Source organism: Paraburkholderia sp. D15, from assembly GCF_029910215.1.
Lineage (GTDB): Bacteria > Pseudomonadota > Gammaproteobacteria > Burkholderiales > Burkholderiaceae > Paraburkholderia.
The window spans coordinates 3,749,490-3,771,909 of sequence record NZ_CP110395.1; the positions used below are offsets into that span (position 1 = coordinate 3,749,490).

Annotated in this window: 19 protein-coding genes; 8 read left to right on the forward strand and 11 right to left on the reverse strand. The window is 63.2% G+C overall.

Annotation, left to right across the window (positions count from 1 at the left end; translation table 11 throughout):
* Positions 1 to 3: 3 nt before the first annotated feature.
* Together LFL96_RS16230 and LFL96_RS16235 are read right to left on the reverse strand one after the other, a co-directional pair.
* Entirely contained in the window at positions 4 to 1,110 is a 1,107-nt protein-coding gene (locus LFL96_RS16230; RefSeq protein WP_280996211.1) for an AAA family ATPase, read from the reverse strand.
* Positions 1,107 to 1,940, reverse strand: coding sequence for a hypothetical protein (locus tag LFL96_RS16235; RefSeq protein WP_280996212.1), 834 nt, complete (start codon positions 1,938 to 1,940; stop codon positions 1,107 to 1,109). Before LFL96_RS16235 ends, LFL96_RS16230 begins: the two co-directional genes overlap by 4 nt.
* Before the next feature lie 435 nt (positions 1,941 to 2,375).
* On the opposite strand from LFL96_RS16235, the gene LFL96_RS16240 reads away from it, so the two are divergent.
* From LFL96_RS16240 to LFL96_RS16255, 4 genes are all read left to right on the forward strand, one after another.
* Positions 2,376 to 2,924, forward strand: coding sequence for a PAAR domain-containing protein (locus tag LFL96_RS16240; RefSeq protein WP_280996213.1), 549 nt, complete (start codon positions 2,376 to 2,378; stop codon positions 2,922 to 2,924).
* A 221-nt stretch (positions 2,925 to 3,145) separates the two neighbouring features.
* Positions 3,146 to 3,655, forward strand: a complete 510-nt coding sequence (locus LFL96_RS16245) for a VRR-NUC domain-containing protein (RefSeq protein WP_280996214.1) — start codon at positions 3,146 to 3,148, stop codon at positions 3,653 to 3,655.
* Between the two features lie 44 nt (positions 3,656 to 3,699).
* Positions 3,700 to 4,785, forward strand: a complete 1,086-nt coding sequence (locus LFL96_RS16250) for a type VI immunity family protein (RefSeq protein WP_281000796.1) — start codon at positions 3,700 to 3,702, stop codon at positions 4,783 to 4,785.
* Positions 4,786 to 4,935: 150 nt separating this feature from the next.
* Positions 4,936 to 6,018, forward strand: coding sequence for a type VI immunity family protein (locus LFL96_RS16255; protein ID WP_280996215.1), 1,083 nt, complete (start codon positions 4,936 to 4,938; stop codon positions 6,016 to 6,018).
* Positions 6,019 to 6,126: 108 nt separating this feature from the next.
* Here LFL96_RS16255 and LFL96_RS16260 read toward each other — a convergent pair whose 3' ends face one another.
* Together LFL96_RS16260 and LFL96_RS16265 are read right to left on the reverse strand one after the other, a co-directional pair.
* Complete coding sequence (locus LFL96_RS16260; protein ID WP_280996216.1) at positions 6,127 to 7,209, reverse strand: type VI immunity family protein; 1,083 nt, start codon at positions 7,207 to 7,209, stop codon at positions 6,127 to 6,129.
* 15 nt (positions 7,210 to 7,224) lie between these two features.
* Entirely contained in the window at positions 7,225 to 7,965 is a 741-nt protein-coding gene (locus LFL96_RS16265) for a VRR-NUC domain-containing protein (RefSeq protein ID WP_280996217.1), read from the reverse strand.
* Between the two features lie 405 nt (positions 7,966 to 8,370).
* Between LFL96_RS16265 and LFL96_RS16270 the strand changes: the two genes are divergently transcribed.
* Complete coding sequence (locus tag LFL96_RS16270) at positions 8,371 to 8,742, forward strand: hypothetical protein (RefSeq protein ID WP_280996218.1); 372 nt, start codon at positions 8,371 to 8,373, stop codon at positions 8,740 to 8,742.
* Between the two features lie 14 nt (positions 8,743 to 8,756).
* Here the strand turns inward: LFL96_RS16270 and LFL96_RS16275 are convergent, their stop codons facing one another.
* From LFL96_RS16275 to LFL96_RS16300, 6 genes are all read right to left on the reverse strand, one after another.
* Positions 8,757 to 10,337, reverse strand: a complete 1,581-nt coding sequence (locus tag LFL96_RS16275) for a methyl-accepting chemotaxis protein (RefSeq protein ID WP_280996219.1) — start codon at positions 10,335 to 10,337, stop codon at positions 8,757 to 8,759.
* Between the two features lie 401 nt (positions 10,338 to 10,738).
* Entirely contained in the window at positions 10,739 to 12,877 is a 2,139-nt protein-coding gene (locus LFL96_RS16280; RefSeq protein ID WP_280996220.1) for a phospholipase C, phosphocholine-specific, read from the reverse strand.
* 43 nt (positions 12,878 to 12,920) lie between these two features.
* On the reverse strand, positions 12,921 to 13,325 hold the full coding sequence (locus LFL96_RS16285) for a hypothetical protein (RefSeq protein WP_280996221.1): 405 nt from the start codon (positions 13,323 to 13,325) through the stop codon (positions 12,921 to 12,923).
* 13 nt (positions 13,326 to 13,338) lie between these two features.
* The gene (locus LFL96_RS16290; RefSeq protein WP_280996222.1) at positions 13,339 to 15,462 is read right to left on the reverse strand and encodes a LamG-like jellyroll fold domain-containing protein; all 2,124 of its coding nucleotides are present in this window, start codon (positions 15,460 to 15,462) and stop codon (positions 13,339 to 13,341) included.
* A gap of 128 nt (positions 15,463 to 15,590) precedes the next feature.
* Positions 15,591 to 16,472, reverse strand: coding sequence for a LysR substrate-binding domain-containing protein (locus LFL96_RS16295; protein ID WP_280996223.1), 882 nt, complete (start codon positions 16,470 to 16,472; stop codon positions 15,591 to 15,593).
* A 157-nt stretch (positions 16,473 to 16,629) separates the two neighbouring features.
* Positions 16,630 to 17,076 carry a MarR family transcriptional regulator gene (locus tag LFL96_RS16300; RefSeq protein ID WP_280996224.1) on the reverse strand — a complete coding sequence of 149 codons (447 nt, stop codon included), beginning with the start codon at positions 17,074 to 17,076 and terminating at the stop codon, positions 16,630 to 16,632.
* A 135-nt stretch (positions 17,077 to 17,211) separates the two neighbouring features.
* Between LFL96_RS16300 and LFL96_RS16305 the strand changes: the two genes are divergently transcribed.
* Together LFL96_RS16305 and LFL96_RS16310 are read left to right on the forward strand one after the other, a co-directional pair.
* Complete coding sequence (locus tag LFL96_RS16305; protein WP_280996225.1) at positions 17,212 to 18,750, forward strand: MDR family MFS transporter; 1,539 nt, start codon at positions 17,212 to 17,214, stop codon at positions 18,748 to 18,750.
* Between the two features lie 147 nt (positions 18,751 to 18,897).
* Entirely contained in the window at positions 18,898 to 20,121 is a 1,224-nt protein-coding gene (locus tag LFL96_RS16310; RefSeq protein WP_280996226.1) for an NADH:flavin oxidoreductase, read from the forward strand.
* A gap of 71 nt (positions 20,122 to 20,192) precedes the next feature.
* Here LFL96_RS16310 and LFL96_RS16315 read toward each other — a convergent pair whose 3' ends face one another.
* Positions 20,193 to 20,870: a FadR/GntR family transcriptional regulator gene (locus LFL96_RS16315; protein WP_281000798.1), complete on the reverse strand. Its 678-nt coding sequence runs from the start codon at positions 20,868 to 20,870 to the stop codon at positions 20,193 to 20,195.
* Positions 20,871 to 21,044: 174 nt separating this feature from the next.
* On the opposite strand from LFL96_RS16315, the gene dgoD reads away from it, so the two are divergent.
* On the forward strand, positions 21,045 to 22,193 hold the full coding sequence (gene dgoD / locus LFL96_RS16320) for a galactonate dehydratase (RefSeq protein WP_280996227.1): 1,149 nt from the start codon (positions 21,045 to 21,047) through the stop codon (positions 22,191 to 22,193).
* Positions 22,194 to 22,420 lie beyond the last annotated feature (227 nt).

Here is a 22,420-nt window from a genome sequence, read left to right on the forward strand (position 1 = left end):
AGGTCATCGTTCTAGGATGGGAGGAGGAGGAAGACAAGCCAATTGTGCCTCCAAAAGTAAGTTCGGCCCATTGACAAGAAGCAAGGCGTCCCTAGCGCGGGCACAGAGCATGTACAAGCGCCGTTGCTGGACCGGGAGAATCATTGGCAACGAGCGGTCCAGGTCTTGAAGGTACACGGTATCGAACTCAAGCCCTATGGCCGATTCGCCAGAGATGATGGTGATGCCGGCATCGCGCAAGCGAATAGCATCCTCCGCCCTAGCTTCGGCATTGCTAGTGTACATGTCGACGCGAGCATCGGGCAATCGGGCCCTGAGCAAAGCATGCAGAACATTGATGTCTTCCTGGCGATAAACGATAACCCCGATAGAGCCGCCGCGGTTTCCGAATCTGACGGCAACCTGTTGGGCCAACGCTTCCCAGGTAGTTACCGTGATCATCCTAGGTGGCTCGTTGGACCGCCCACGCTGCGCCGGCGCTGGCGGGACATAGCGGTCCTGGTGGAAACACTCAATCAGTTCAGCAATCTCAAACGTGTTGCGGTGATTGACCGTCAGAACGTGCATCTCTGTGAAACCGGCGGCCTGCAAATCCGCAACGTGGCAACCGCCATCTTCTGTCGATTGATTTTCATCCGCAAAGACTGAGACGGTTAAAGCCCCGAAGCGACAAGCCCAGATGAAGAACTCTCTCGGCAGATTTTGTCCTTCGTCGACGATGAGGTGGTCAATCGACGGCGCAACGTTGGCCTCAGCATAGTTTTGAAGAACTTGTTGCCAGTTGAATTGATACGGATAGAGCTGGGGAATGTTGTGCCCGAAGGTATTCCTATAGTGGTTCCAGACGAGCGTATGCATCGTGGTGCTGGTGACCGGTGCATTCCCCTGATCTTGAGAAATCTGCGTCGCCAGAGCGGCAAGCAGCCGGTTCTTGGTGACCACGGTCACCCGGCGCTGATAGTCAGGCCCGGCAAGAATATTAGCCTTCCAGAGAGCTACGGAGGTCTTCCCGGACCCAGGTGGCCCAACCACCAGAATCGACTGGTCGGGATCCGCCATGAACACCTGACGCTGCTCTTCGATCAGAGCACTAAAACTTGGCAATCTCATCGGTTAACCTCGCTTAGCGGAATCAGCATCGGCACGCGCGTGAATAGGGCGTAGTGGATATTGCGTGGCTTATCGCCGTCTGTCAGCAATTCGGTTTCGACCACCTCGCACTTGAAGCCAGCAGCTTCCATGCGGCTCTGAAACTCGGGGAATGCTAGGCGCCGCTCAGGCAGCGCCGAGTTCGTGTACAGCACTGCCACCGGACCCGGGCCGATACGGCCGCATGCGTCGACGATCTCACGCACGATCAGCTCAATATTGAGCGACGCGCTGGCCAGCAGGTAGGACAAGACCACAACGGTCCAGCCCAGCTTGGGCTGCCCGAAATCGATGCTGTTTATTGAGCCAGCGAAAGACACCCTCGTCTGAGGGCTTAACCCTCCAGCTCCCTGCGCGGCAAGCGCGAGTTCAAGTCCGAGGGCGCACATTTGCACCGAAGTGTCGACGCCAAAATATCGGAAGGCAACTTCGTTGCCAGCCACGTTGGCGAGTGCCAAACCGGCGGTAAACGGTCCGCACCCAATGTCGAGCATCGTGGCGTTGTTCAGGCGCTGTGGGCTGTCCACGAGTTTTTGGAACGCGTGGATCAATTCGGGAACGTGCCCCTTTTGGTTGAAGAGGGCGTAAAGCATGACCCGATCTCTTGGGGAGAGGTCTTCAATTGGCTCATCGAAGTTCGCCTGCCCGCCGCCGATAGCGTGGCTAAAGATCCAGCCGCTCGACTTGCCTAATCGCGTCCCCTGCTGGCCCGTCTCTCTGGGGTCGTTGTTGAGCGGGTCGACAATGCATGTGCGGCGCACATGCCCATACCAAGGCCTGACTGTGATCAAGCTGCCCCCTAGCTTCATTTGTTAGCAAATGTAAGAAGCTGATTGTCACCCACGCTGGTCACGGCAGCAACTGAATATATATGGAGGTGACCCTGTAATTCAGGACACGTGGACACCGTTAGGTTGATGACGCAGCAGCCCGCCTAAACTCGCGAGGCAAGCGGTATTTCAGGGCTTTGCGCGGGTGGCGCTCGTTGTAATGCTCAAAGAGCACGATGTGTATCTCGGCCATCCAAGACCCCCGCGACCGACTCCAATCCATTGCGACCGAACGTAGGCAGTCTTTGGAGTGTTCTTAATTTCGCCGCTTAGAACGCCCACAGCCATGCGGCTCGCATCGGAAATTTCGGATTTCGCGCTTGATGGTCCGCCAGCGCCGATTTTCGCGACTTGATTGCTTAGAGTACGCGCCATCGAAACTTCGGCAGCTTTGCGATGAGCGCGTTTATTCGAGAGGGCGACACCACCGATCACGGCGGCACCGTTCTTCAGTGTTCCCACGAACATAAGGTGGATGGCAAACCGATCGCCCGCTTCGGCGATATGGTTTCGTGCCCGAAATGCGACGGTGTTTATCCGATCGTCAAGATATCGCCGCGCGGCATGTCGATGGGCGGTAAGCACCCTGCGTTCGAAGGCGACAGGACCGCTTGCGGAGCAAGGCTGATTGCATCCCAGGCTGTCGCCACCGCGCAACCGGTCAGCGGGTTGGGCAATCCGGGCGCCTCACGGGCGCCGTCGGTCAGTCATGAAAAAGCGAGCGACGCGTCAGGACCTTATCGGGGCCGTTTCCAGGTGTTCGACGAGACCACCGGCCAGCCGATCGCGAATCACCCGTACACCATTCACGCTTCCGACGGGCATGTCATTGCCGGAAACACGGACGCGAATGGGTACACCGAATGGCATGAAGGGGACGCGCCGGCTTCGCTTCGATTCGCTTCGCCGTCGACGCAGGTAAAAGGCTGGGCGGGCGACAAATGACCGGTAGCGCTTATGGCACCGGTGCCCGTTCAGCATCGGCGGCGTCGGGCGGCACCCAAACGACGAGTATTCAACTGCGCGGAACCGGCCTCGACCCTAGGGACAAAAAGGTTGTGTGCAAGGTCGTCTGCGTCTGCTCACGCAGGCCCGACGTAGGAGTATCGAGGCAGAACCTCAAACAGCAATGCGTATCGCGCAATCTCCGCGACGTCGATCGCAGCATGAACTGGCAAAGCCCATACAAGTCCGAAGTCAATTACGACATGACCCAAGTGCCGCCGGTCCCAATCATGCGCTCTGTCAATCCGCTGGAAACCCACCCGTATCTGCCCGCGTGGATCGCCAGATACTGGCCCGGCGGCAAAAGCAATTACCCGGCCGGCACGGGTGCGATTCGCCGCCCGGATGTAGTCATCGTCAAGGACGGTTCCCTGCCGCCCACACAGAACAACATCAAGAACATCGTCGAAATCAAGTTTCCACCGCAGGCACCCTCCCTGGATCAAGCCGAAGACTACGTCTCAATCGCTGGCTCGGCAGAGAAAGTCGTGATTCTCGGACCGCAAAACTGCGACTGTCGGGAAGACGATAAAGGAGAAAATCCCGTCAAAGCTGCCGTCTCGGACGCGCTTTCCGAACTCGGAAAGTCGCTTACCGCGATCTTCAACCCGAAGCTGCCCACGACAGGCTTCGGCCTGCCACCGCCCTTTCCGCCGCTTCCGGTTCCCTGATAGCCTATGCCGCCTGACTTCTGCGGGTTTGCTCCATGACCGACATAACGCCAGACTTTCTGCAGTGGGCGAGAGCCAATCGATCCAGGGCACTCGTCGCCAATGCTCTCCTCGAACCGCGCTATCCGAATGAAGGAATCGGCGCCGCCTTTGTCATCAGGGCCTGCCTCTATTTCGAGAAAGCGTTCGATGCTGTCGTCCGTGAAGCGTTGGCCCAAACGTTCGACGAGTTCGTGGTGTCGATGGGCGACGAGAAGCTGACCTACATGTGGCACAACGGCAAAGCCGCCCGCCCCATGTCGAAAGTGAAGTCGTTGCAAGCCGTCGCTTCCGGACTCGGTCCCGAAGATCGATTCGACTTTGACTTCATGAGCGGCGAGCGCCCAGAGGACGCCGGCCTTTGGGAGTTCCATGTGGGAGGGATTCGTCGATGGCAGGAAAAGCTCGATAATCGCGGCTTCAACGCCCTGTCGTTTTCCTGGCCCGTCTTCGCCGTCCAGGAGCGCCCCAACTCCTTTGCCAGGTTGTTCTTCGATGCCGCGTCGCGTCTGAAAGCGGCTCACGGCCATGCGGGTGTCGCCGTCAACCTTTCGCCGACCGGTCGCGAGGAAAACGAAGCAACCGAATACTGGGCCAGTCAAAGGATGCCCGGCCTCGACGTCGGATTCCCTGGGGATCTGTCGGTTCGGCAACTCAAAGGGCAACTGAAAACGGTCGATTGGCTAACAGCGATCAGCAAGCCAATGCTGGACGCGGTGGGCGGTCTGGTTGGACTGCGCTCGCATCTACCGCCGGGTTGGTTCTCGATTGGCGACTATGGACACGGCGTCGTTATCCGCGCTGGCGCGTTGCCTGAGAGTGGAATTTCCAGCGATGAGAAAAAGCCACCGGTCAATCCACCCGCTTACGTCATTCTGGATGCGGCATTGCGATCAATTCGCGCAACCGAAATGGACATCCTGCAACGCGGCACCGTCAACGGCGACGCCCCGGTCTACAACACCAGATCATCAACCGCAGCATGGCTACGCCGCTTTGAAACCGACGAAAACGGTCTTCTTGCCACCAAAGCGGCCCTGCTCGACACGCCGCCGCTGCAACCGTCGAACGTGTTGCCAAATCCGCTTTGATTGCTTGTCGACAAGAGCCCGTTCGCGCAACCCAACGCTTTGACCTACTAACACCAACGAACTAAAACTGCTCAACAAACCGCCAATCCTTGGATTCGATGACCTGTCGTCGCCCACGCTATTACCGTGCCCTAAGCAACCAACCATCAAATGGACAACAATTTCTTGCAGTGGGCCAAAGAAAATCAATCAAAGGCCCTCATTCCGAATGCCCTATTGGAGCCTCGCTATCCGCACGAAGGCATCGGGGCCGCGCTCGTCATTCGGGCCGTTCTGTATTTCGAAGGAGCCTACGAGACGTCTGTTCGTCTCACATTGGCCGCTTGCCTCGATGAATATCTGGCGAGCTCCGGCGACGTCTTCAACTTTGTGTGGCACAACGGCAAAGCCTTCCAGACTTTCAAACGCGCCAAGCCAATGCGCAAGCTTGCGACGTCGCTCAAAGAAAACGATCGATTCGATTTCAACTTCACGAGCGGCGAACAGGCGAGCGACGCGGGGTTTTACGGTTTCCACACGTTCGGCATGCGGGCATGGCAGCAGAAGATGGGCACGCGAGGCATCGACGTTGTCGAATTTTCGTGGCCCATGCTCGCGGTCCAGGAGAACCCCGACGTGTTCGCACGGCTATTTTTCAACGCAGCACAACGGCTGAACGCGATCCACGGTCATGCCGGGCACGCCGTCAACCTGTCGCCCGTCGCGCGGCAGGAGAATGAAGCGACCGAGTACTGGATCAGCCAAATGATGCCTGGTTTCGACGTCGGACCGGCAATCGACAACGCCACGCGCGACCTCAAAGGGCAAATCAAAACCGTGAGCTGGCTGACGGCGATCGACAAGGCAATGTTCGACAAGGTGGGCGGCGCGCGAGGACTGCGCGCCGAATTGCCCCCCTCGTGGTTCAGCCTGCACGACTACGGAGCTGGCGTGATCATTCGCGCCGGAGTGGAACCAAGCTCGGGCGATGCGGGAAGCGACGCTGAGCGGCCATGGCTTCCGCCCGCCTATGTTGTGCTCGATCATGCGTTGCTCCCGATCCGCGCGACCAGCCTCGACGTCCTCCAACAAGGGACGATCAACGGCGACGCGCCGGTCTACGGCACGGTCGCGTCGACCAACGCATGGCTACGCCGCTTTGAAACAGATGAAAACGGTCTCCTTGCCGCCAAAGCAGCCCTGCTCGACACGCCGCCGCTGCAACCGTCGAACGTGTTGCCAAATCCGCTTTGACCACGCCTTGATAAGAGCCGACTCCCTTGCCCCACCAGTCTCAATTCACTCCGCCGCCGGAGAATCACACGCCTTACCTGAGCAAACGGGAATACGCACACCGGCGCATCACAACGGGTTCGGCAATGCGTTCGACAAGTCAAGGGGCGGTGTATCGAGCAAGGCCGCCTTCGCAGCAAGCAGGCCGTCGCCGCTGGTCTCGAAGCGGCTAAGCCACGCGTTCGTCGACGAGAACGTGTTATAGACCGGCGCATCGCCGTTGACCGTGCCTTGCTGGAGAACATCAAGACCATTCACGCGCACGAGCCGCAATGCACGATCGAGGACAACGTAGGCCGGCGGCGGAAACGATTTACCACCTTCCGTTACTGCCGCGCCGGATTCCGGCCAGACACCGGCCCGAATGACAACCCCAGCGCCGTAATCGTTCAGGCTGAACCATGAGGGCGGCAGTTCGCCGCGCAGCCCACGTACGCCGCCGGCCTTACCTAACATCGCCACGTCGATCGCCGTCAACCACCCAACCGTCTTGATCTGCCCTTTGAGATCACGCACGGCATTCGCGGTGGGAGGGCCCACGTCAGTCCCCGGCATCATCTGACTGATCCAGAACTCAGTCGATTCGTTTTGCTGACGCGCTACCGGCGAAAGGTTGATGGCGTGTCCTGCATGTCCATGGACGGCGTTGAGTCGCTGAGCCGCGTTGAAGAAAAGACGGGCGAATGCGTCGGGGTTGTCCTGCACCGCCACCATGGGCCACGAGAACGCGAGAACATCGATGCCTCGCGTGCCCATCTTCTCTTCCCATGCCGGCATACCGAAAACGCGGAATGACCATAGGCAAGCGTCGGAAGGTTGTTCCCCGCTCATGTATTGAAAATCGAAGCAGTCGTTTTCGCCGAGCGACGCGGCAAGGACACGCATCGGTTTGGCCTTGTCGGCGGTTTGCGCCGCCTTGCCGTTGTGCCAGACGAACTTGAAGACGTCACCTGTTGCGGCCCGAAACTCGTCAAAGCAGTCGGCTAGTGCGAGCCGGACCGATGTCTCGTAGGCTCTTTCAAAATACAGAACCGCCCGCACTACGAGCGCGGCACCGACGCCTTCGTGCGAATGACGAGGTTCCAGCAACGCATTCGGAATAAGGGCGTTCGACTGATTCTCTTTCGCCCACAGCAAATAGTCCTTGTCCATCGGAAAGTCGTCCAGTCAGGGAAGCGGAAGCGGCGCGATGGGAGGCGGAAGGCCGAGTCCTGGAAACTGTGGCCGGCTGATGGCGATCTGTCGCAACTTCTCGCCTAGCCCCGAAAGCATGCTCGAAACTGTAGACGTAGCGGGATGCTCGCCGCCATCGTCTTGAGCGCAATCACAATCATCCGGCGTCAGGACTGTGACCTTGGACGCCGAACCAGCAATGCGGGTGTAGGCCGCTATCTGACGATCGTCATCGCCTGCCATCTGTGGCGGAAATTTTATCTCGACGATCTTTTCTATGTTGTCCTGCGTCGGCGGCAAGCTGCCGTCGTTGACGATCACCACGTCTGGACGACGTACTGCGCCTGAACCGGCCGGATATCGGTCGAGTCCGCCAGGCCAGTATTTCTGAATCCAACCGGGCAAGTACGAATGAGGCTCCAATGCATTCGACGAGCGTGTGATCGGCGCGGGCGGCTCACAACTCATGTCGTAATTGACTTCCGCCTTGTAGGGGCTCTGCCAGTCCATTGATCTATCGACATCGCGCAGGTTCCGGGAGACACATTGTTGTTTCAGGGCTTGTCCGGAGGCACCCGCATCCGGTCGACGATTGCAAACGCAGAGCGCCTTGCAGATGACCTTTTTGTCGATGGGTGAAAGTGGAGACAGGTCGAGCCGAACCGTGGTCGCTTGCCCCAAGCCGTTGGACGTGCCGCCGGAGCTAGAACCGGTGTTATAGGCTTTGCCGCTCATTTTTCGCCGATCCCACTTGTGGCCTGCATCAACGGCGACTCGAACCGACTTGCTCCGCGCGCGCCCTCATTAGCTCCTTGAAAAACCGCGTCCATCGCAAGTCCCAGCAAGTTTCGATGGCGCGTACTCTAAGCAATTAATGTGAGCAAAACGGCCGCGACGAGCCGTAGCGTGCGAAATCCGAAATTTCCGATGTGAACCGCATGGATACGGACAGTTTGAACAGGGAAACAAAGAAAATTCCGAAGCTTGCCTAAACAGTTTGGCTTCTCGCGACACGATCAAAAGCATCTTCCGTGAACTTCTCCAAACCACCCGCTGTCTCGACACTACAACCCACCACATCAAGCGCCGGCCGACAACCTTCCGGCCCGCCCTAAATTACCCCCTCAAGGAGGTTCCCCGATGTCATTCCGCACCACCACGCTGACCGCGGCCACCGCCTCGCTCGCCTCACTTATCGCGCTCGCCACGTTTGCCGCCGCCACCTCATCGAGCGCACAAGCGCAAACACCCGCCCCCGACAACCAGTGGCGCACCACACAAACCACGCTCTCCACGCTGCTTCAGGACGGCTACAAAATCGTCGCGGTCGTCAACGACACCCGCAGCGGCGCAAGCTCCGCCGACACGATCTTCGTACAGCGCGATCAAAGCGCGTTCAAATGCATCGATCCGCAGCAGCCCGAAGCCAAAACGAAAACGGCGGCCATGCCGCCGGTCTGCTACGAACTGGTGCCACCAATCGGTGCGCCGGCCACCTCCGAATCGAAGTAGCCGCAAACTGACGCTTACCCCCGTTCAGCTTCCAGCCTGAAAAAAGCCACCGCCTGATTCAGTTGCTGCCCCTGGTTCTCGAGCGACTGCGAAGCCGCGGCCGCTTCTTCGACCAGCGCGGCGTTCTGCTGCGTGACCGCATCCATCTGCGTGATCGCGCGATTCACCTGCTCGATGCCGCGACTCTGTTCGCCGGTGGCCGCCGCGATCTCGCCCATGATGTCGGTCACGCGCGCCACCGCGTGCGTGACTTCCGCCATCGTGCTGCCGGCTTCCTGCGCGAACGACGAGCCGTCGCGAATCTTCTCCACCGATGCGCCGATCAGTTCCTTGATCTCCTTGGCCGCCACCGACGAGCGCTGCGCGAGACTGCGCACCTCGCTCGCCACCACCGCGAAGCCGCGTCCCTGCTCGCCCGCGCGCGCCGCCTCGACGGCCGCGTTCAACGCGAGGATGTTGGTCTGAAACGCGATCCCTTCGATGATCCCGGTGATGTCGGCGATCTTCGCGGAACTGTCGCTGATGTCGCCCATCGTTCCCACCACGCGGCCGACCACTTCGTTGCCCTTCTGCGCGATCTGCGACGCGTTGGTCGACAGCATGCTGGCCTGCTGCGCGCTGTCGGCGTTGTGACGCACGGTGGCGGTCAGTTGCTCCATGCTCGACGCGGTCTGCTGCAACGACGACGCCTGCTGTTCCGTCCGCGAGGACAGATCGACGTTGCCCGCGGCAATCTGGCTCGACCCGGTCGCGATGCTGTCCGCCGCGTGGCGCACCTGGCCGATCAGCGTGACGAGGCTCTGCTGCATCGCGCCCATCGACGCGAGCACGCTACCGGCAGGCGCTTCGCGCGCACCGTCGACGGGGCTCAGATCGCCCTTCGCGACACGCTGGCTCACTTCGCTCAACGCGCCGGGCTCGGCGCCGAGCGCACGCATCAGCGCACGCGTGATCACCACACCGGCGATCACCGCCGCGATGGTCGCCAGCAGACAGATTCCGATCAGCAGATTGCGCTGCTGTGCATTGCGCTCGCTGGCGGCCTGCTCGCTCTGCGCGGCTTCGTCGCGGGTATAGGCGACGTACGCTTCGGTCGCCTTGACGAGCGCGGCCAGCAGCGGACGGCAGTCGTCGTTGATCTTCGCCACCGCTTCGTCGCGCTTGCCGTCCGTTGCAAGTGCGACGATGTTCTGCGCGACCGGCGTATAGAGCGCCTCGACGCGGCTCATTTCGGCGATCAACGCCTGCCCCTTGCCCGACGGATCGGCGGCGGCGCCGGACAGTTGCTTCAGTTTGGCGAGCCGCGTCTGCACGTCTTCCTGAGCCTGCGCCTCGGCGGCCTTCTCGAGTTCGAAATCCTGCGGACGGGTGACGAGCGCCATGTTGCGCGCCGCGATCGCACGCCGGTCGACGGCCGTGCGCACCCGCGACGCCAGTTCGGCGCGCGCGCTGATTCCGGTGATGTAGTCGGCGAACCGCTGGTCCGCGTCGTTGAGCGACTTGATCGCCAGGCCCGAGACGAGCAGGACGATGGCCGTGAGTACCCCGAATGCCGTCGCGAGCCGCGCTCTGACGGTGAGCTGTTGGTTGTTCATTATCTGGTCTGGTCTTCGATGGACGGCTTGGAATGCGAAAAGAGAGGCCGTCCGCTCGCTCCTTCCGTCTACGGGTAACCGTGAATGGCGCATTGCACGCCTACTGTGCTGACCCGTTGTGCAGGCGGCATTATCCACGGGTCCGCTTCACATGGAAAATGTTTTTAAATCAGCGACAAAGTGTGGATATCGAGCACTTCGCGAGCATCTTTTTCACGCGTCACAGGCCGGTAAAAAATGCGCAAAAAAAAGGAGCCGGCTCACGCCGACTCCTCCAAGTGCCGCTTGTCGCGTCGTTCACGCGATGCCGCTGTTGCTTGATGCTCTCGCTACCGACGTTCGCTTCTTACCTTCACCTTCTTCACCTTCTTCACCACCCGGCGTCGCCATGCGACGCCATCTCAACTCGCTACACCCATCGCCGGATCGCTGACGCTGTCCTTGCCGGTTTCCACGCGACCCGCGAAGCGCCGCGAGAAGCCGCCCGTCATCGTCAGCGTGAAGTCGTACCAGCCGCCGGAGGCGCTCACCGACCAGTACGGCTCGACCTGCATGCCGGCGGGCACCGCGTAGGTCCACGGCCCATCCGTGCGATACGCGTTCGATGTCACCGTCACGTTGGCCGTCGCATTGCCGACGTTCATGATCGTCAGATAGACCGCGTTGTTGACGACGTCGTAGCAGACCCGCACCTCCGGGTCCGGCCCGCTCGCGACGCTCGCCACATTGCCCTGGAACGCGCGATGAAACCCGTTCGGCCCGAGCACCCACAGACTGTAGTTGCCCTGATCGTCGGCGAGCGCGCTCCACGAATCCGACAGTTCCTTGCCCGCCTCGACGGTATAGCGGCGCGGCACCCGATCGAGATGCAACTGGTCGTACACATGGAACACCGCGCCCGCCGTGCCGGTATTGCTGAAGATCAGCCAGATCAAGCCGTCCTGCACGTCGGCGTTCGCGCTGACGTGCAGCAGATACGGCAACGCGCGCGAGGGCCGCGACATCAGCGTCTGATGCGGCATCTGCTGGCTCGCCGCCGACGGCACCGGCACCGCGCCGAGCGCGCTTTGCTGCGCGTTCTGCGCATCCGCCTGGGCCTTGGTCGGCGCGGGCAGCGCCGCGACCGGCGCGTCGTTCGGATTGCGGAAGTTGAAGGCCGACGTCAGATCGCCGCACACCGCGCGCCGCCACGGGCTGATGTTGGTTTCGATCACGCCGAAACGCTGTTCGAGAAAGCGCAGCACCGACGTATGGTCGAACACCTGCGAATTGACCCAGCCGCCCGTGCTCCACGGCGACACCACGAACATCGGTACGCGCGGGCCAGGGCCGAAGCAATTGCCGTCCGGCGTCAGCGGCGACGAATCGCCCGGCGGGTTCGGCGTGGTGAAGTACTCGTACTGCGCGTTGACCGTCGATTTGCCGGCGAAGGTGCCGTCCGCGTTCTTGCTCGGCGCGTCGGGCGGCGGCATGTGATCGAAGAAGCAGTCGTTCTCGTCGTAATTGACGAACAGCACGGTCTTGCTCCACACATCCGGATTCGCGGTCAGCGTGTCGAGCAGCAGTTGCAGGTAGTAGCCGCCCTGCCCCGGCGTCGACGCACCCGGATGCTCGCAGTACGCCTGCGGCGACACGATCCAGCTCACCTGCGGCATCTGGCCCGCCGCGATGTCGTCCTTCAACGCCTGCAGGAAGCCGCCGTCCGGCATCGTGTTGCCGATGCCCTTGTACAGCGGCGCCACCGCTTCGAGCGACTGCGTGTACGGCAGCAGCGGCGAACCGGGCAGCGTCTCGTTGACCTTGCGGAAGGTCGCGAAGCCGGCCAGCGAGTTGTCCGTGTAGTTGTCCGGCATGTTCTGGTAGACCTTCCAGCTCACCCCCGCCGCCTGCAGACGCTCGGGATAGGTGGTCCACTTGAGACCGGTCGCGGACGCGCCCAGGCCGTCCCAGCCGTCGTTGTTGACCACCGGATTCGAGCCCGCGCTCTCGCCGTTGGTGCCGGTCCACAGAAAGATCCGGTTCGAGTTGGTGCCGCCGTGCAGCGAGCAGTGATACGCGTCGCAGATCGTGAACGCGTTGGCGAGCGCGACGTGGAACGGCAGGTCGGACTGGTTCAGATAACCCATCGACACATCGCCCTTCGCTTTCGGCCATTGCGTCATGCGTCCGTTGTCCCACGCCTGATGCGCGTCGGTCCACGAGTGCGGGCCGCCCGCGAGCAGCGCGTTGCCCTTGGTGCTGTCGAGGTAGAACGGCAGCACGGTGCGCGTGCCGTCGTTCTGCTGGAACACGGTCGTGCCGCCGGGCTGCGGAATCGTGAAGCGGTCGCTAAAGCCACGCACGCCAGGCAGCGTGCCGAAGTAGTGATCGAACGAACGGTTTTCCTGCATGAAGATCACGACGTGCTGCACGTCGTTGATGGTGCCGGTCGTGTTGTTCGCGGGAATCGCGAGCGCCCGGCGGATCGCGGGCGGAAACAGGCTGAGCGCGGCGGCGCCCGCGGCGCTGCGCAGGAAGGTGCGGCGGTCCAGTGAGGTCATGTGAGGCCTTGAGTGATCGTCGTCGGAAACGGTGCGGCGGCGCTCAGGGCGCGCACACCAGTTGCGTGTTCTGCAGCGGCTGCGTGGCGCTCGCGCCCAGCGCCGCGCAGCCGCCCGAAGCGGGCGCGGCGACGATCGCCACCGGCGCGCTCGCGCCGCCCGCGCCGGCTGCCGCGTTGTTCGCGGCGGTGGCGCCGCCGGAGCTGGCGCCGCCCGAGCTGCTTGAACTGCCGTCGCAGCCGGCGAGCGAAACGCAGCACAGCACGCTCAAGGCTGTCGCCGTCAGCAGGCCGCGCCGGCGTGCCGGCCTGCGCCGCGAGTCACCCGCGCCGGTGCCCACGCCCACGCCCGCGCCTCGTGCCGGGCCCTCTTCGTGAAGAACCGCATACGGCTCGTGCGTCGAACACACCGGCCGCGTCGCCGGGAAAAAACCTGTCGTCGAATTCATCGCGAGGCTCCGCTTAGTGAGTGAGCGTGGACAACGGCTGGCCCGAGCCGAACACCGTCTGCAACTCGGCTTCGGTAACGATGCGGGTCCACAGGGCGAGATCGCTGAACGCCTGCACATCCGGCGGCGTCGCCGCGCACTTGCCGACGGTGTACGGCGGCGTGTCGTTACACGCATTCATGTAGTAGCGGCCGGTGCCGTCCTCGTTCAGGCCGAACACGCCGAGACCGGGCAGCTTCGCGATGTTCACGCTCAGCGTCTGGGCCTGCACCTTCTGCTCACCCAGCACCGGATCGAACACGTACGCGTTGATCTGCCTGGCCGACGTATCGATGGCGAGCGCGAGATAGGTCCACTTGTTCGCGCTGACGTTCAGGCTGTTGATGTCGTTGCGCGTGCTGCCGTCGCCGAGATTGAAGCGGATGTTGCAGCTCGTCCCCGAGCCCGGGAACAGGCCGATCGCGATACCCGCGTTGCCGCCCGAGTAGTAGTTCTTGTTCGAGAAGATCGGCGTGCCGTTGCCGGTCAGATTCGCGCACGACGTGTAGAACCAGAAGCCGATCGTGAACTGCGCATGCGCCGTCACGTCGTTGGTCTGGGTCAGCTTGTAGCCGTCGTAGCCGTTGCTGTCGACGGTATGCGTGTCGATCTGCAAGCCCTTGCCGCCGAACGGGTCGGCGAACAGCGAGCCGCCGTCGGCATCCGCGGCCCACGGGCCCATCGTGCTGGCGTTCAGGCGGTCGACGGGCGGCAATGCGCCGAACGGGTAGTAGCTGCTCAGGCCGTTGGTCAGCGTGGTCGCGAGCGGCGGCGGGGGCGGCGGAGGCGGCGGCGGTTGCACGTAGACCACCTGCGTGATCGTCGCGAGCGGCGCATTGCCGGCCACCACGGTGTAGTTGAACGGATAGACGCCGGTGGCCGACAAGCCCAGCTGGCTGTCGGTGTAGGTCGCGGTGCCGGCGGGCAGGCTGGCGACCACCGTGCCGTTGCGCAGCACGCTGATCGCACCCGTTGCCGGCGCGGTCCACTTGAGCACGAGGCTGGCGTTGTCGCTGCCCGTCGTGCCGAGCAGTTGCGAAACCGGCGTCGCGCCGATCAGCTGGCCGCCGTCGAGCGCATAGTTCGCCGGGGCCGGCAGCGCGTTCTGATACGCGAGCAGCGTCGGCGTGATGTCGGCGATGCTCGCGCGCGTGTAGAGCGCGGCCATCGTCGTGGGCGCGGTGGTGTTGCCCAGACGCGCGTTCGGCGCCTGGTTCAGGCCGATGAAGCTGGTCGATTCGAGCGGCAGCGGCAAACCGTCGGTGCCGCCCGCCGCGTTCAGGCCGTGGCTGGTGGTCACCACGACGAGCCAGTTCTCGTTGCTGCGTTTGGCGGTTTCGGCCACCAGCGTCCCGAGCGCGCCGTCGAGCTGCGTCAGCGTGCTCGCATAGTTCGACGACGACAGGCCGGCGTTGAGCGCCGCGTCCTGCGCTGAATGATATTGCGCGACGACCAGCGCGTAGCCGTTGTCGATCATGCTCACACCGTTCTGCGTGACGCATGCATCGACGGACGCGCAGTTCACCAGCGTGTTCAGGTTGCCGGCGTTCTGGTCCGGCGTCAGCAATGCGGCGAGACCGGTCGAATCGACGGCCGCGCCCATCGTGCCGAAGCCCGCCGTCTTCAGCATCTGGAAGACGGTGGGACTGTGCGATGCCTGATTCGGCGCGTCCGAGTTGATCTGGTGACGGTCGGCCCACGTGCCGGTGAGGATGCTGGCCCAGCCCGGCGTGTCGAGATTCGGCTGCTGCGCGAGCGTGCCGTTGACGCCGCCGCTGTACGCGGGCGCAACGGTGAGCTTCGCCAGATTCGGCAAGGTGCCGGCCGCGATGCCCGCGTTCAGCGCGCTGTACGTCACGCCGTCCAGTTCGACCAGCAGCATCTTCTTCGCGGCGGGGCCGGTGGGCGTGCCGGTCGACGTGTCGGCCGCGCCGTTGCCCGGCGTGCTGCCCGAGGTGTTGCCCGCGCTGGTGCCGGTGCCCGTGCTGCCGTCAGCCGATTGCGATACGCCGCCGCAACCGCTCAAGCTCGCCGTGGCGCCGAGCGCGCCGACGAGCGCCAATGCGCATGCCATTTGCACGACGGTATGCCGTCTCATGTTGTCCCCTTCGATGCCGATACGCGCCGGACCATCCGGCGAATCGATGCAACGATAGGGAGTGCGGGCGACGCGGGTATGTCGTTCTGCGCAAGCTGGCCGATACCGGCATCAGCGGATTTTTGGGGTCAAAGGGAAGGCTCGGGCGAGGCCGGCACCTCGACGTTAGCCATGAACGACGTGATCAGCCGCGAACCGGCGCGCGCCTGCAGGTGATACAGATATTCCTGCAGGATCGGCGCGTCGGACTCCAGGGGCAGTTGCCGCAGATCCGGATGCGCGGGCGCTTCGCCCACCGGCATCAGCGTGCAGCCCATGTTGTGACGGATCGCTTCGTAGATCGCCTCGCGGCTGCCGATCTCGATCAGCGACGCCGGCTCCACGCCGATGCGCTTGAGCGCGGTCTCGGTGGCCTCGCGCGTGCGCGAACCGGTTTCGCGCAGCAGCAGCGTGTGCGCGGCGACATCGGCGAGTCGCACCACCTTCTGCGCGGCCAGCGGATGCCGGCAATGCGCGACGACCACCAGCGGATCGTCGGCGATCGTCACGCGTGCGAAGCGCGGATCGTCGACCCGTTGCGACGACACCGCGAGGTCGACGCGGAAATCGAGCAATGCGTCGAGTATCTGCTGCGAGTTGCCGATCTCCAGGTGAATCTTCACGGCCGGGTACTGCCGATGAAACGCGGCGATGGCCGGCAGGATGTAATACGGTCCCGTCGCGCCGACCCGCAGATTCCCCGCCGCGAGTTCGCGTTCGTTGCGCAGCGTGAAGTCGATATCGCTTTCGGTCTGCTGCATGCGGTCGATCAGCGGCATCAGCGCGGCGCCCGCATCGGTCAGGTCGAAGCGGCTGCCGCGCCGGTGGAACAGTTCGACGCCATACTGTTTTTCGAGTTGCTGGATGCGCGCGGTGATGGTCGGCTGGCTGACTTCGAGGCGCTTCGCGGCGGCGGTGACGCTGCCTTGCCGGACGGTTTCGTAAAAGGCGACCAGGAGCGGTGCGAGCATGGAAGTCCGGAAGGAAAACTTCCAATTTATTACCGCTGCGTGGCAGTTTCGTTACAGGACGCTTTTGTTTCCGTTGTTTAGACCGGAGACAACGCTGGCATGCCGCGTAGGGGCGACGCCCGCCAGGCGCTCTCGCCACCGCCGCGCGCGTCGCGCATCAACGGTCCACCAGCCGGCTCAGATTGCCGCGCACCCGTTGCAGCAACGCGATCAACTGCTTTGCCTCGGCGTCGCTGAAACCCTCCAGCGCTTCGAGCGCAACTTCGTCGCCGACCTTGCGGGCCTTGCCGAGCGTGCGCTCGGCCTTCGGTGTCATGCCGACCTGGCGCTCGCGGCGGTCCTGCGGATTGGCGGTGCGTTCGATCCAGCCGCCCTCCTCCATGCGGTCGAGCAAACGGCCCGCCGAAATCGGCGCGACTTCCAGCAGGTCCGCGAGCCGCGCCTGGTTGATGTCGCCGTAGTGCGCGAGATAGGCAAGCACACGGCACTGCGCGCGCGTCAGATCCACCGAGGACTTCGCGAGGTCGTCGAAGCGTTTGCCGGTCAGACGGCCGACGTCGGAAATCAGAAAGCCGAAGCGCTCATCGAGTTGGGTTTTCTTCATGCGCGGATTATACGAAGCCGCCGTGCGTTCGGGGATCGCGGCGGCTTATTCAGGCTCCGCATAATTCCCGATGGCGGTCCGTCGTTCAGCCGATATACTAAGCATGCTTATTATTTCGGCCAACCCCACGCACTCATGTCTTCCGACTCTTCGCCCGCGAGCGGCGCCGCGCCGCTCAACCGGCCGATGATCACACTCTCGATCATGCTGGCGACGCTGATCCAGACGCTCGACAGCACCATCGCCAACGTCGCGCTGCCGCATATGCAAGGCACGCTGTCGGCCTCGCAGGACGAGATCACCTGGGTGCTGACCTCGTACATCGTCGCCGCCGCGATCGCCACGCCGCTCACCGGCTGGCTGTCCGACCGGCTGAGCGTGAAGCGGCTGCTGATCGTCGCGATCGGCGGTTTCACGGTGTCGTCGGCGCTGTGCGGGCTGTCGGAGACGCTTACGCAGATCGTCGCATCGCGGCTGTTGCAGGGGATTTTCGGGGCGTCGCTGGTGCCGCTGTCGCAGTCCATCCTGCTCGACATCAACCCGCGCGAGAAGCAGGGCCAGGCGATGGCCGTGTGGGGCATGGGCGTGATGGTCGGGCCGATTCTCGGACCGACGCTCGGCGGCTGGCTCACCGACAGCTACAACTGGCGCTGGGTGTTCTTCATCAACGTGCCGATCGGCGCGTTCGCGCTGTTCGGCGTGGCGACCTTTCTGCCCACCCGCGAGCCTAAGCACGACGCGAAATTCGACGCGTTCGGCTTCGCCACGCTCGGTCTCGCGATCGGCGCGTTGCAGGCCATGCTCGATCGCGGCGAACAGCTCGACTGGTTCGGCTCGCACGAGATCGTCGCCGAGGCGTTGATCGCGGCGATCGCATTCGCGTTCTTTCTCGTGCACACGGCGACGGTCGGCAAGACGTCGTTCTTCAAATACGAGTTGCTGAAGGATCCGAACTTCGCCACCGGCACGTTCTTCATCTTCGTGATCGGCGCGGTGATGTACGCGACCCGCGCGCTGCTCCCACCGATGCTGCAGAACCTGATGAACTATCCGGTCGCCACCACCGGCCTCGTCACCGCGCCGAGCGGCGCGGGCACGATGGTCGCGATGCTGTTCGCCGGCCGCCTGCTGAAGCGGATCGACGCGCGGCTATTGCTGCTGGCCGGCTTCCTGATCTCGGCGTTCGCGCTGTGGCAGATGATGCATTACACGATCGTGCTGTCGGCCTCGGACATCGTCTGGCCGGGTGTGATTCAGGGCTTCGGGCTCGGTCTCGTGTTCGTGCCGCTGAGCGCGCTGACCTTCTCGACGCTCACGCCCGCGTTGCGCGCGGACGGCACCGCCACGTACAGCCTGATGCGCAATATCGGCAGCAGTATCGGCATTTCGATCGTGCAGACGCTGATGACGCGTAATACCCAGGTCTCGCACGCCGACCTCGCGGCCAACATCACGCCGTTCAATCCGGCGCTGCAGCCGATGCTGGCGAACGGTTCGATCGCCGACATGGCGGCGCTGAACGTGTCGATCACGCAGCAGGCGTCGATGATCGCGTATCTGAACGACTTCAAGCTGATGTTCATGGCGACGCTGCTGGTGATTCCGTTGCTGTTGCTGATCCGTCCCGCGCACAAGGCGCCGGACGCGTCGGTCGCGCATGCGGCGATGGACTGAGGCGATGGACTGATGCAGCCGGCCCAATGACCCCGGACCGGCATGCCCGAATAACTACGTAGTCTGGACAGACGATGTGCGGCGCGGCAGCGACTCCAAGAATGAGACGGTCGCGTTTCATCCACGTCATCGCCATCGTCACCGTCCATGAGCGCCGCCTCGAGTCCGTTCAGCCCGCTTCGTGTCGGGCCCATCACGCTTCGCAACCGCCTGATCAAGTCGGCCACCAACGAAGGCATGACGCCCGGCGGCGTGCCGTCGCGGCTGCTCGTCGATCTGCACGCGCGCGTCGCGGCGGGCGGCGCGGCGATGACCACGGTCGCGTATTGCGCGGTCAGCGCCGACGGCCGCACCTTCGTCGATCAGGCGCAGCTTCGGCCCGCGACGCTCGCGCCGTTCCGGGCCTTGACCGACGCCGTGCATCGGCACGGCGCGGCGGCTTGCGCACAGATCACGCACGGCGGCTGCTTCACCTTCCTGCCGGAGCTGTCGACACGCCGGCCGCTCAGCGCGTCGGGCGGCTTCAACAAGGTCGGCATGATGAGCGGCCGCTTCCTCAAGCAGGCGATGAGCGAACGCGAGATGGACGCATACGCCCGCCAGTTCGCGCAGGCGGCCCGCGTCGCGCGCGAGGCGGGCTTCGACGCCGTCGAGATTCACATGGGCCACGGCTATCTGCTGAGCCAGTTCCTGTCGCCGCTCTATAACCATCGACGTGACGCGTACGGCGGGTCGGCCGAGGACCGCGCGCGGTTTCCACGCCAGGTCTTGCGGGCCGTGCTCGACGCGGTCGGCCGCCACATGGCGGTGCTATGCAAGATCGGGGTGACCGAAGGCGTCAAGGGCGGCAGCACCGCCGACGACGCCGCGACGATCGCGCGTCTGCTCGAAGCGGACGGCGCGCACATGCTGGTACTGAGCGGCGGAATGAACGTCGAGTCGGTCTGGCAACTGTTCGGCGGTCCGATGCCGGCCGAGGCGCGCGCCAACGTGTCCAACCCGATCGTGCGATGCGCGATGTCGTTGCAGAAATTGACCGAGCCGAAGTTCGACGGCTTCAGGGAGATGTATTTGCTGGAGCATTCGCGCAAGGTGCGCGAGGCGGTGCGGATGCCGCTGGCCTACCTTGGCGGCGTGCGCTCGCTGGCCAACATCGAACACGCTTTGCGCGAAGGATTCGAGGCCGTCGCGATGGCGCGCGCGCTGGTGTTCGATCCGGGTTTCGTCGACCAGTTGCGCTCGCAACCGTCGCGCGCGTCCGGTTGTACGTCGTGCAATCGGTGCGTGGTGATGATGTACACGCCCGGCGGGACATCGTGCGCGTTGCAGCCACCGAACGACGCGGCGCTGAACCGGATCGCGGCGGCTTGAGTGCGTTGGGGCGGGACTTGCGGGTTCGGGACCGAACGGTTGAACGATTGAACGATTGATCGCCTGGGCAACTAGCCCTCGATCCGCCCGCGCGTCACCCCAAGCAGACTTGCCATCGCCGCGCGCGCCGCATCCGCATCCCGCTCGCGGATCGCTTCGAACACGGCGGTATGTTCGTCGAGCGACGCGTTATACACGTCAGCGCGCTTCGCATTCAACCGTAGCTGCGCTTCCAGCGTCCGTTCGATCAACGTGCCCAGCGGTATCAGCAGTTCGTTGCTGCACGCGCTCAGCACGCTCAGATGGAACGCCAGATCGGCGCGCACCCATTCGTCGACATTGCGCGCCGCCACCATCGCGGCATGCGCTTGCGTCAGCGCGTCAAACGCGACGTCGGTATGCGACGCCGCCGCGAGACCCGCCGCGTACGGCTCGATCATCTCGCGCATTTCCTGAAGCTTGAGCGCGAACGTCATCGGCTCGGCGACGCGCGAATACCAGTCGAGCACGTCGACATCCAGCAGGTTCCACGCTTGCCGCGGCCGTACCCGTGTGCCGACCCGCGGACGCGACTCGATCAGCCCTTTCGAGGTCAGCGTGCGCAAGGCCTCGCGCAACACCGTGCGACTCACGCCGAAGGTTTCCATCAACTCCGCCTCGCGCGGCAGGATCGATTCGGGCGCGTAGTCGCCGCGCAGAATCGCGGTCGCCAGCAGGTGGGCGACGCGCCCGTGCAGATCGTGCTGAATAACTTTCTCCTGGCGCCCTCGCGGCGCGCTTGATGTCGGATGCCGGCACCGGCCGTCCCCCGACCACTATCTGGCCAATAGTACTATTAATAGTACTTTAAAGGGATTCTGTTGTAGCATGTGAGTCCCCGAAATCGCTCGCAGGCGCCCCAGCCTTTCAAGGAGACTCGCACCATGAAAATCACCAAGCTCGAAACCTTCATTGTCCCGCCGCGCTGGTGCTTCCTGAAGATCGAGACGGACGAAGGCATCGTCGGCTGGGGCGAACCGGTGGTCGAGGGGCGCGCGCATACGGTCGCGGCCGCGGTGGAAGAGCTGTCGGACTATCTGATCGGCAAAGACCCGCTGCTGATCGAAGACCACTGGCAGGTCATGTACCGCGCCGGATTCTATCGTGGCGGCCCGATCACCATGAGCGCGATCGCCGGCGTCGACCAGGCGCTGTGGGATATCAAGGGCAAGCATCACGGCGTGCCGATTCACGCGCTGCTCGGCGGCCAGGTGCGCGACCGGATCAAGGTGTATTCGTGGATCGGCGGCGACCGTCCGAGCGACGTCGCCAATAACGCGCGCGCGGTGGTCGAACGCGGCTTCAAGGCGGTCAAGATGAACGGCTCGGAAGAGCTGCAGATCATCGACACCTTCGACAAGGTGCAGGGCGTCATCAACAACGTCGCGGCGGTGCGCGAGGCGGTCGGACCGGACATCGGCATCGGCGTGGACTTCCACGGCCGCGTGCACAAGCCGATGGCCAAGGTGCTCGCGAAGGAACTCGACCCGTATAAGCTGCTGTTCATCGAGGAGCCGGTGCTGTCGGAGAACGCCGAGGCATTGCGCGATATCGTCAACCAGACCAATACGCCGATCGCGCTGGGCGAGCGTCTGTATTCGCGCTGGGACTTCAAGCACATTCTGTCGGGCGGCTACGTCGACATCATCCAGCCGGACGCATCGCACGCGGGCGGGATCACCGAGTGCCGCAAGATCGCGTCGATGGCCGAGGCCTACGATGTCGCGCTCGCGCTGCACTGCCCGCTCGGTCCGATCGCGCTGGCCACCTGTCTGCAGATCGACGCGGTGAGCTACAACGCGTTCATCCAGGAACAGAGCCTCGGGATTCACTACAACCAGGGCAACGACCTGCTCGACTACATCAAGAACCCGGAAGTCTTCAAGTACGAAGACGGCTTCGTGTCGATTCCGCAAGGCCCCGGCCTCGGCATCGAGGTCAACGAGGAGAAGGTGCGCGAGATGGCCAAGGTCGGTCATCGCTGGCGCAATCCGGTGTGGCGCCATGCGGACGGTAGCGTCGCCGAGTGGTGAGCGTCAGCACAAGGCAGACAGCCGGCCGCGCGTTACGGTGACGTCACGCGCGGGCCGTCGCAGTAACGTAACACTCAGGACCAAACGGGCTCGAACAGGCGTTTCGAGCCCTTCGCATCGCCACTCTCGCCTACCCGCAAAGCCTTGCCCGGCAAGGCTCTCCGGCCGACTGTTCGGTATCGGACATACACATGGCCCGGTCCTTGCTCAAATGCATGCAAAACATC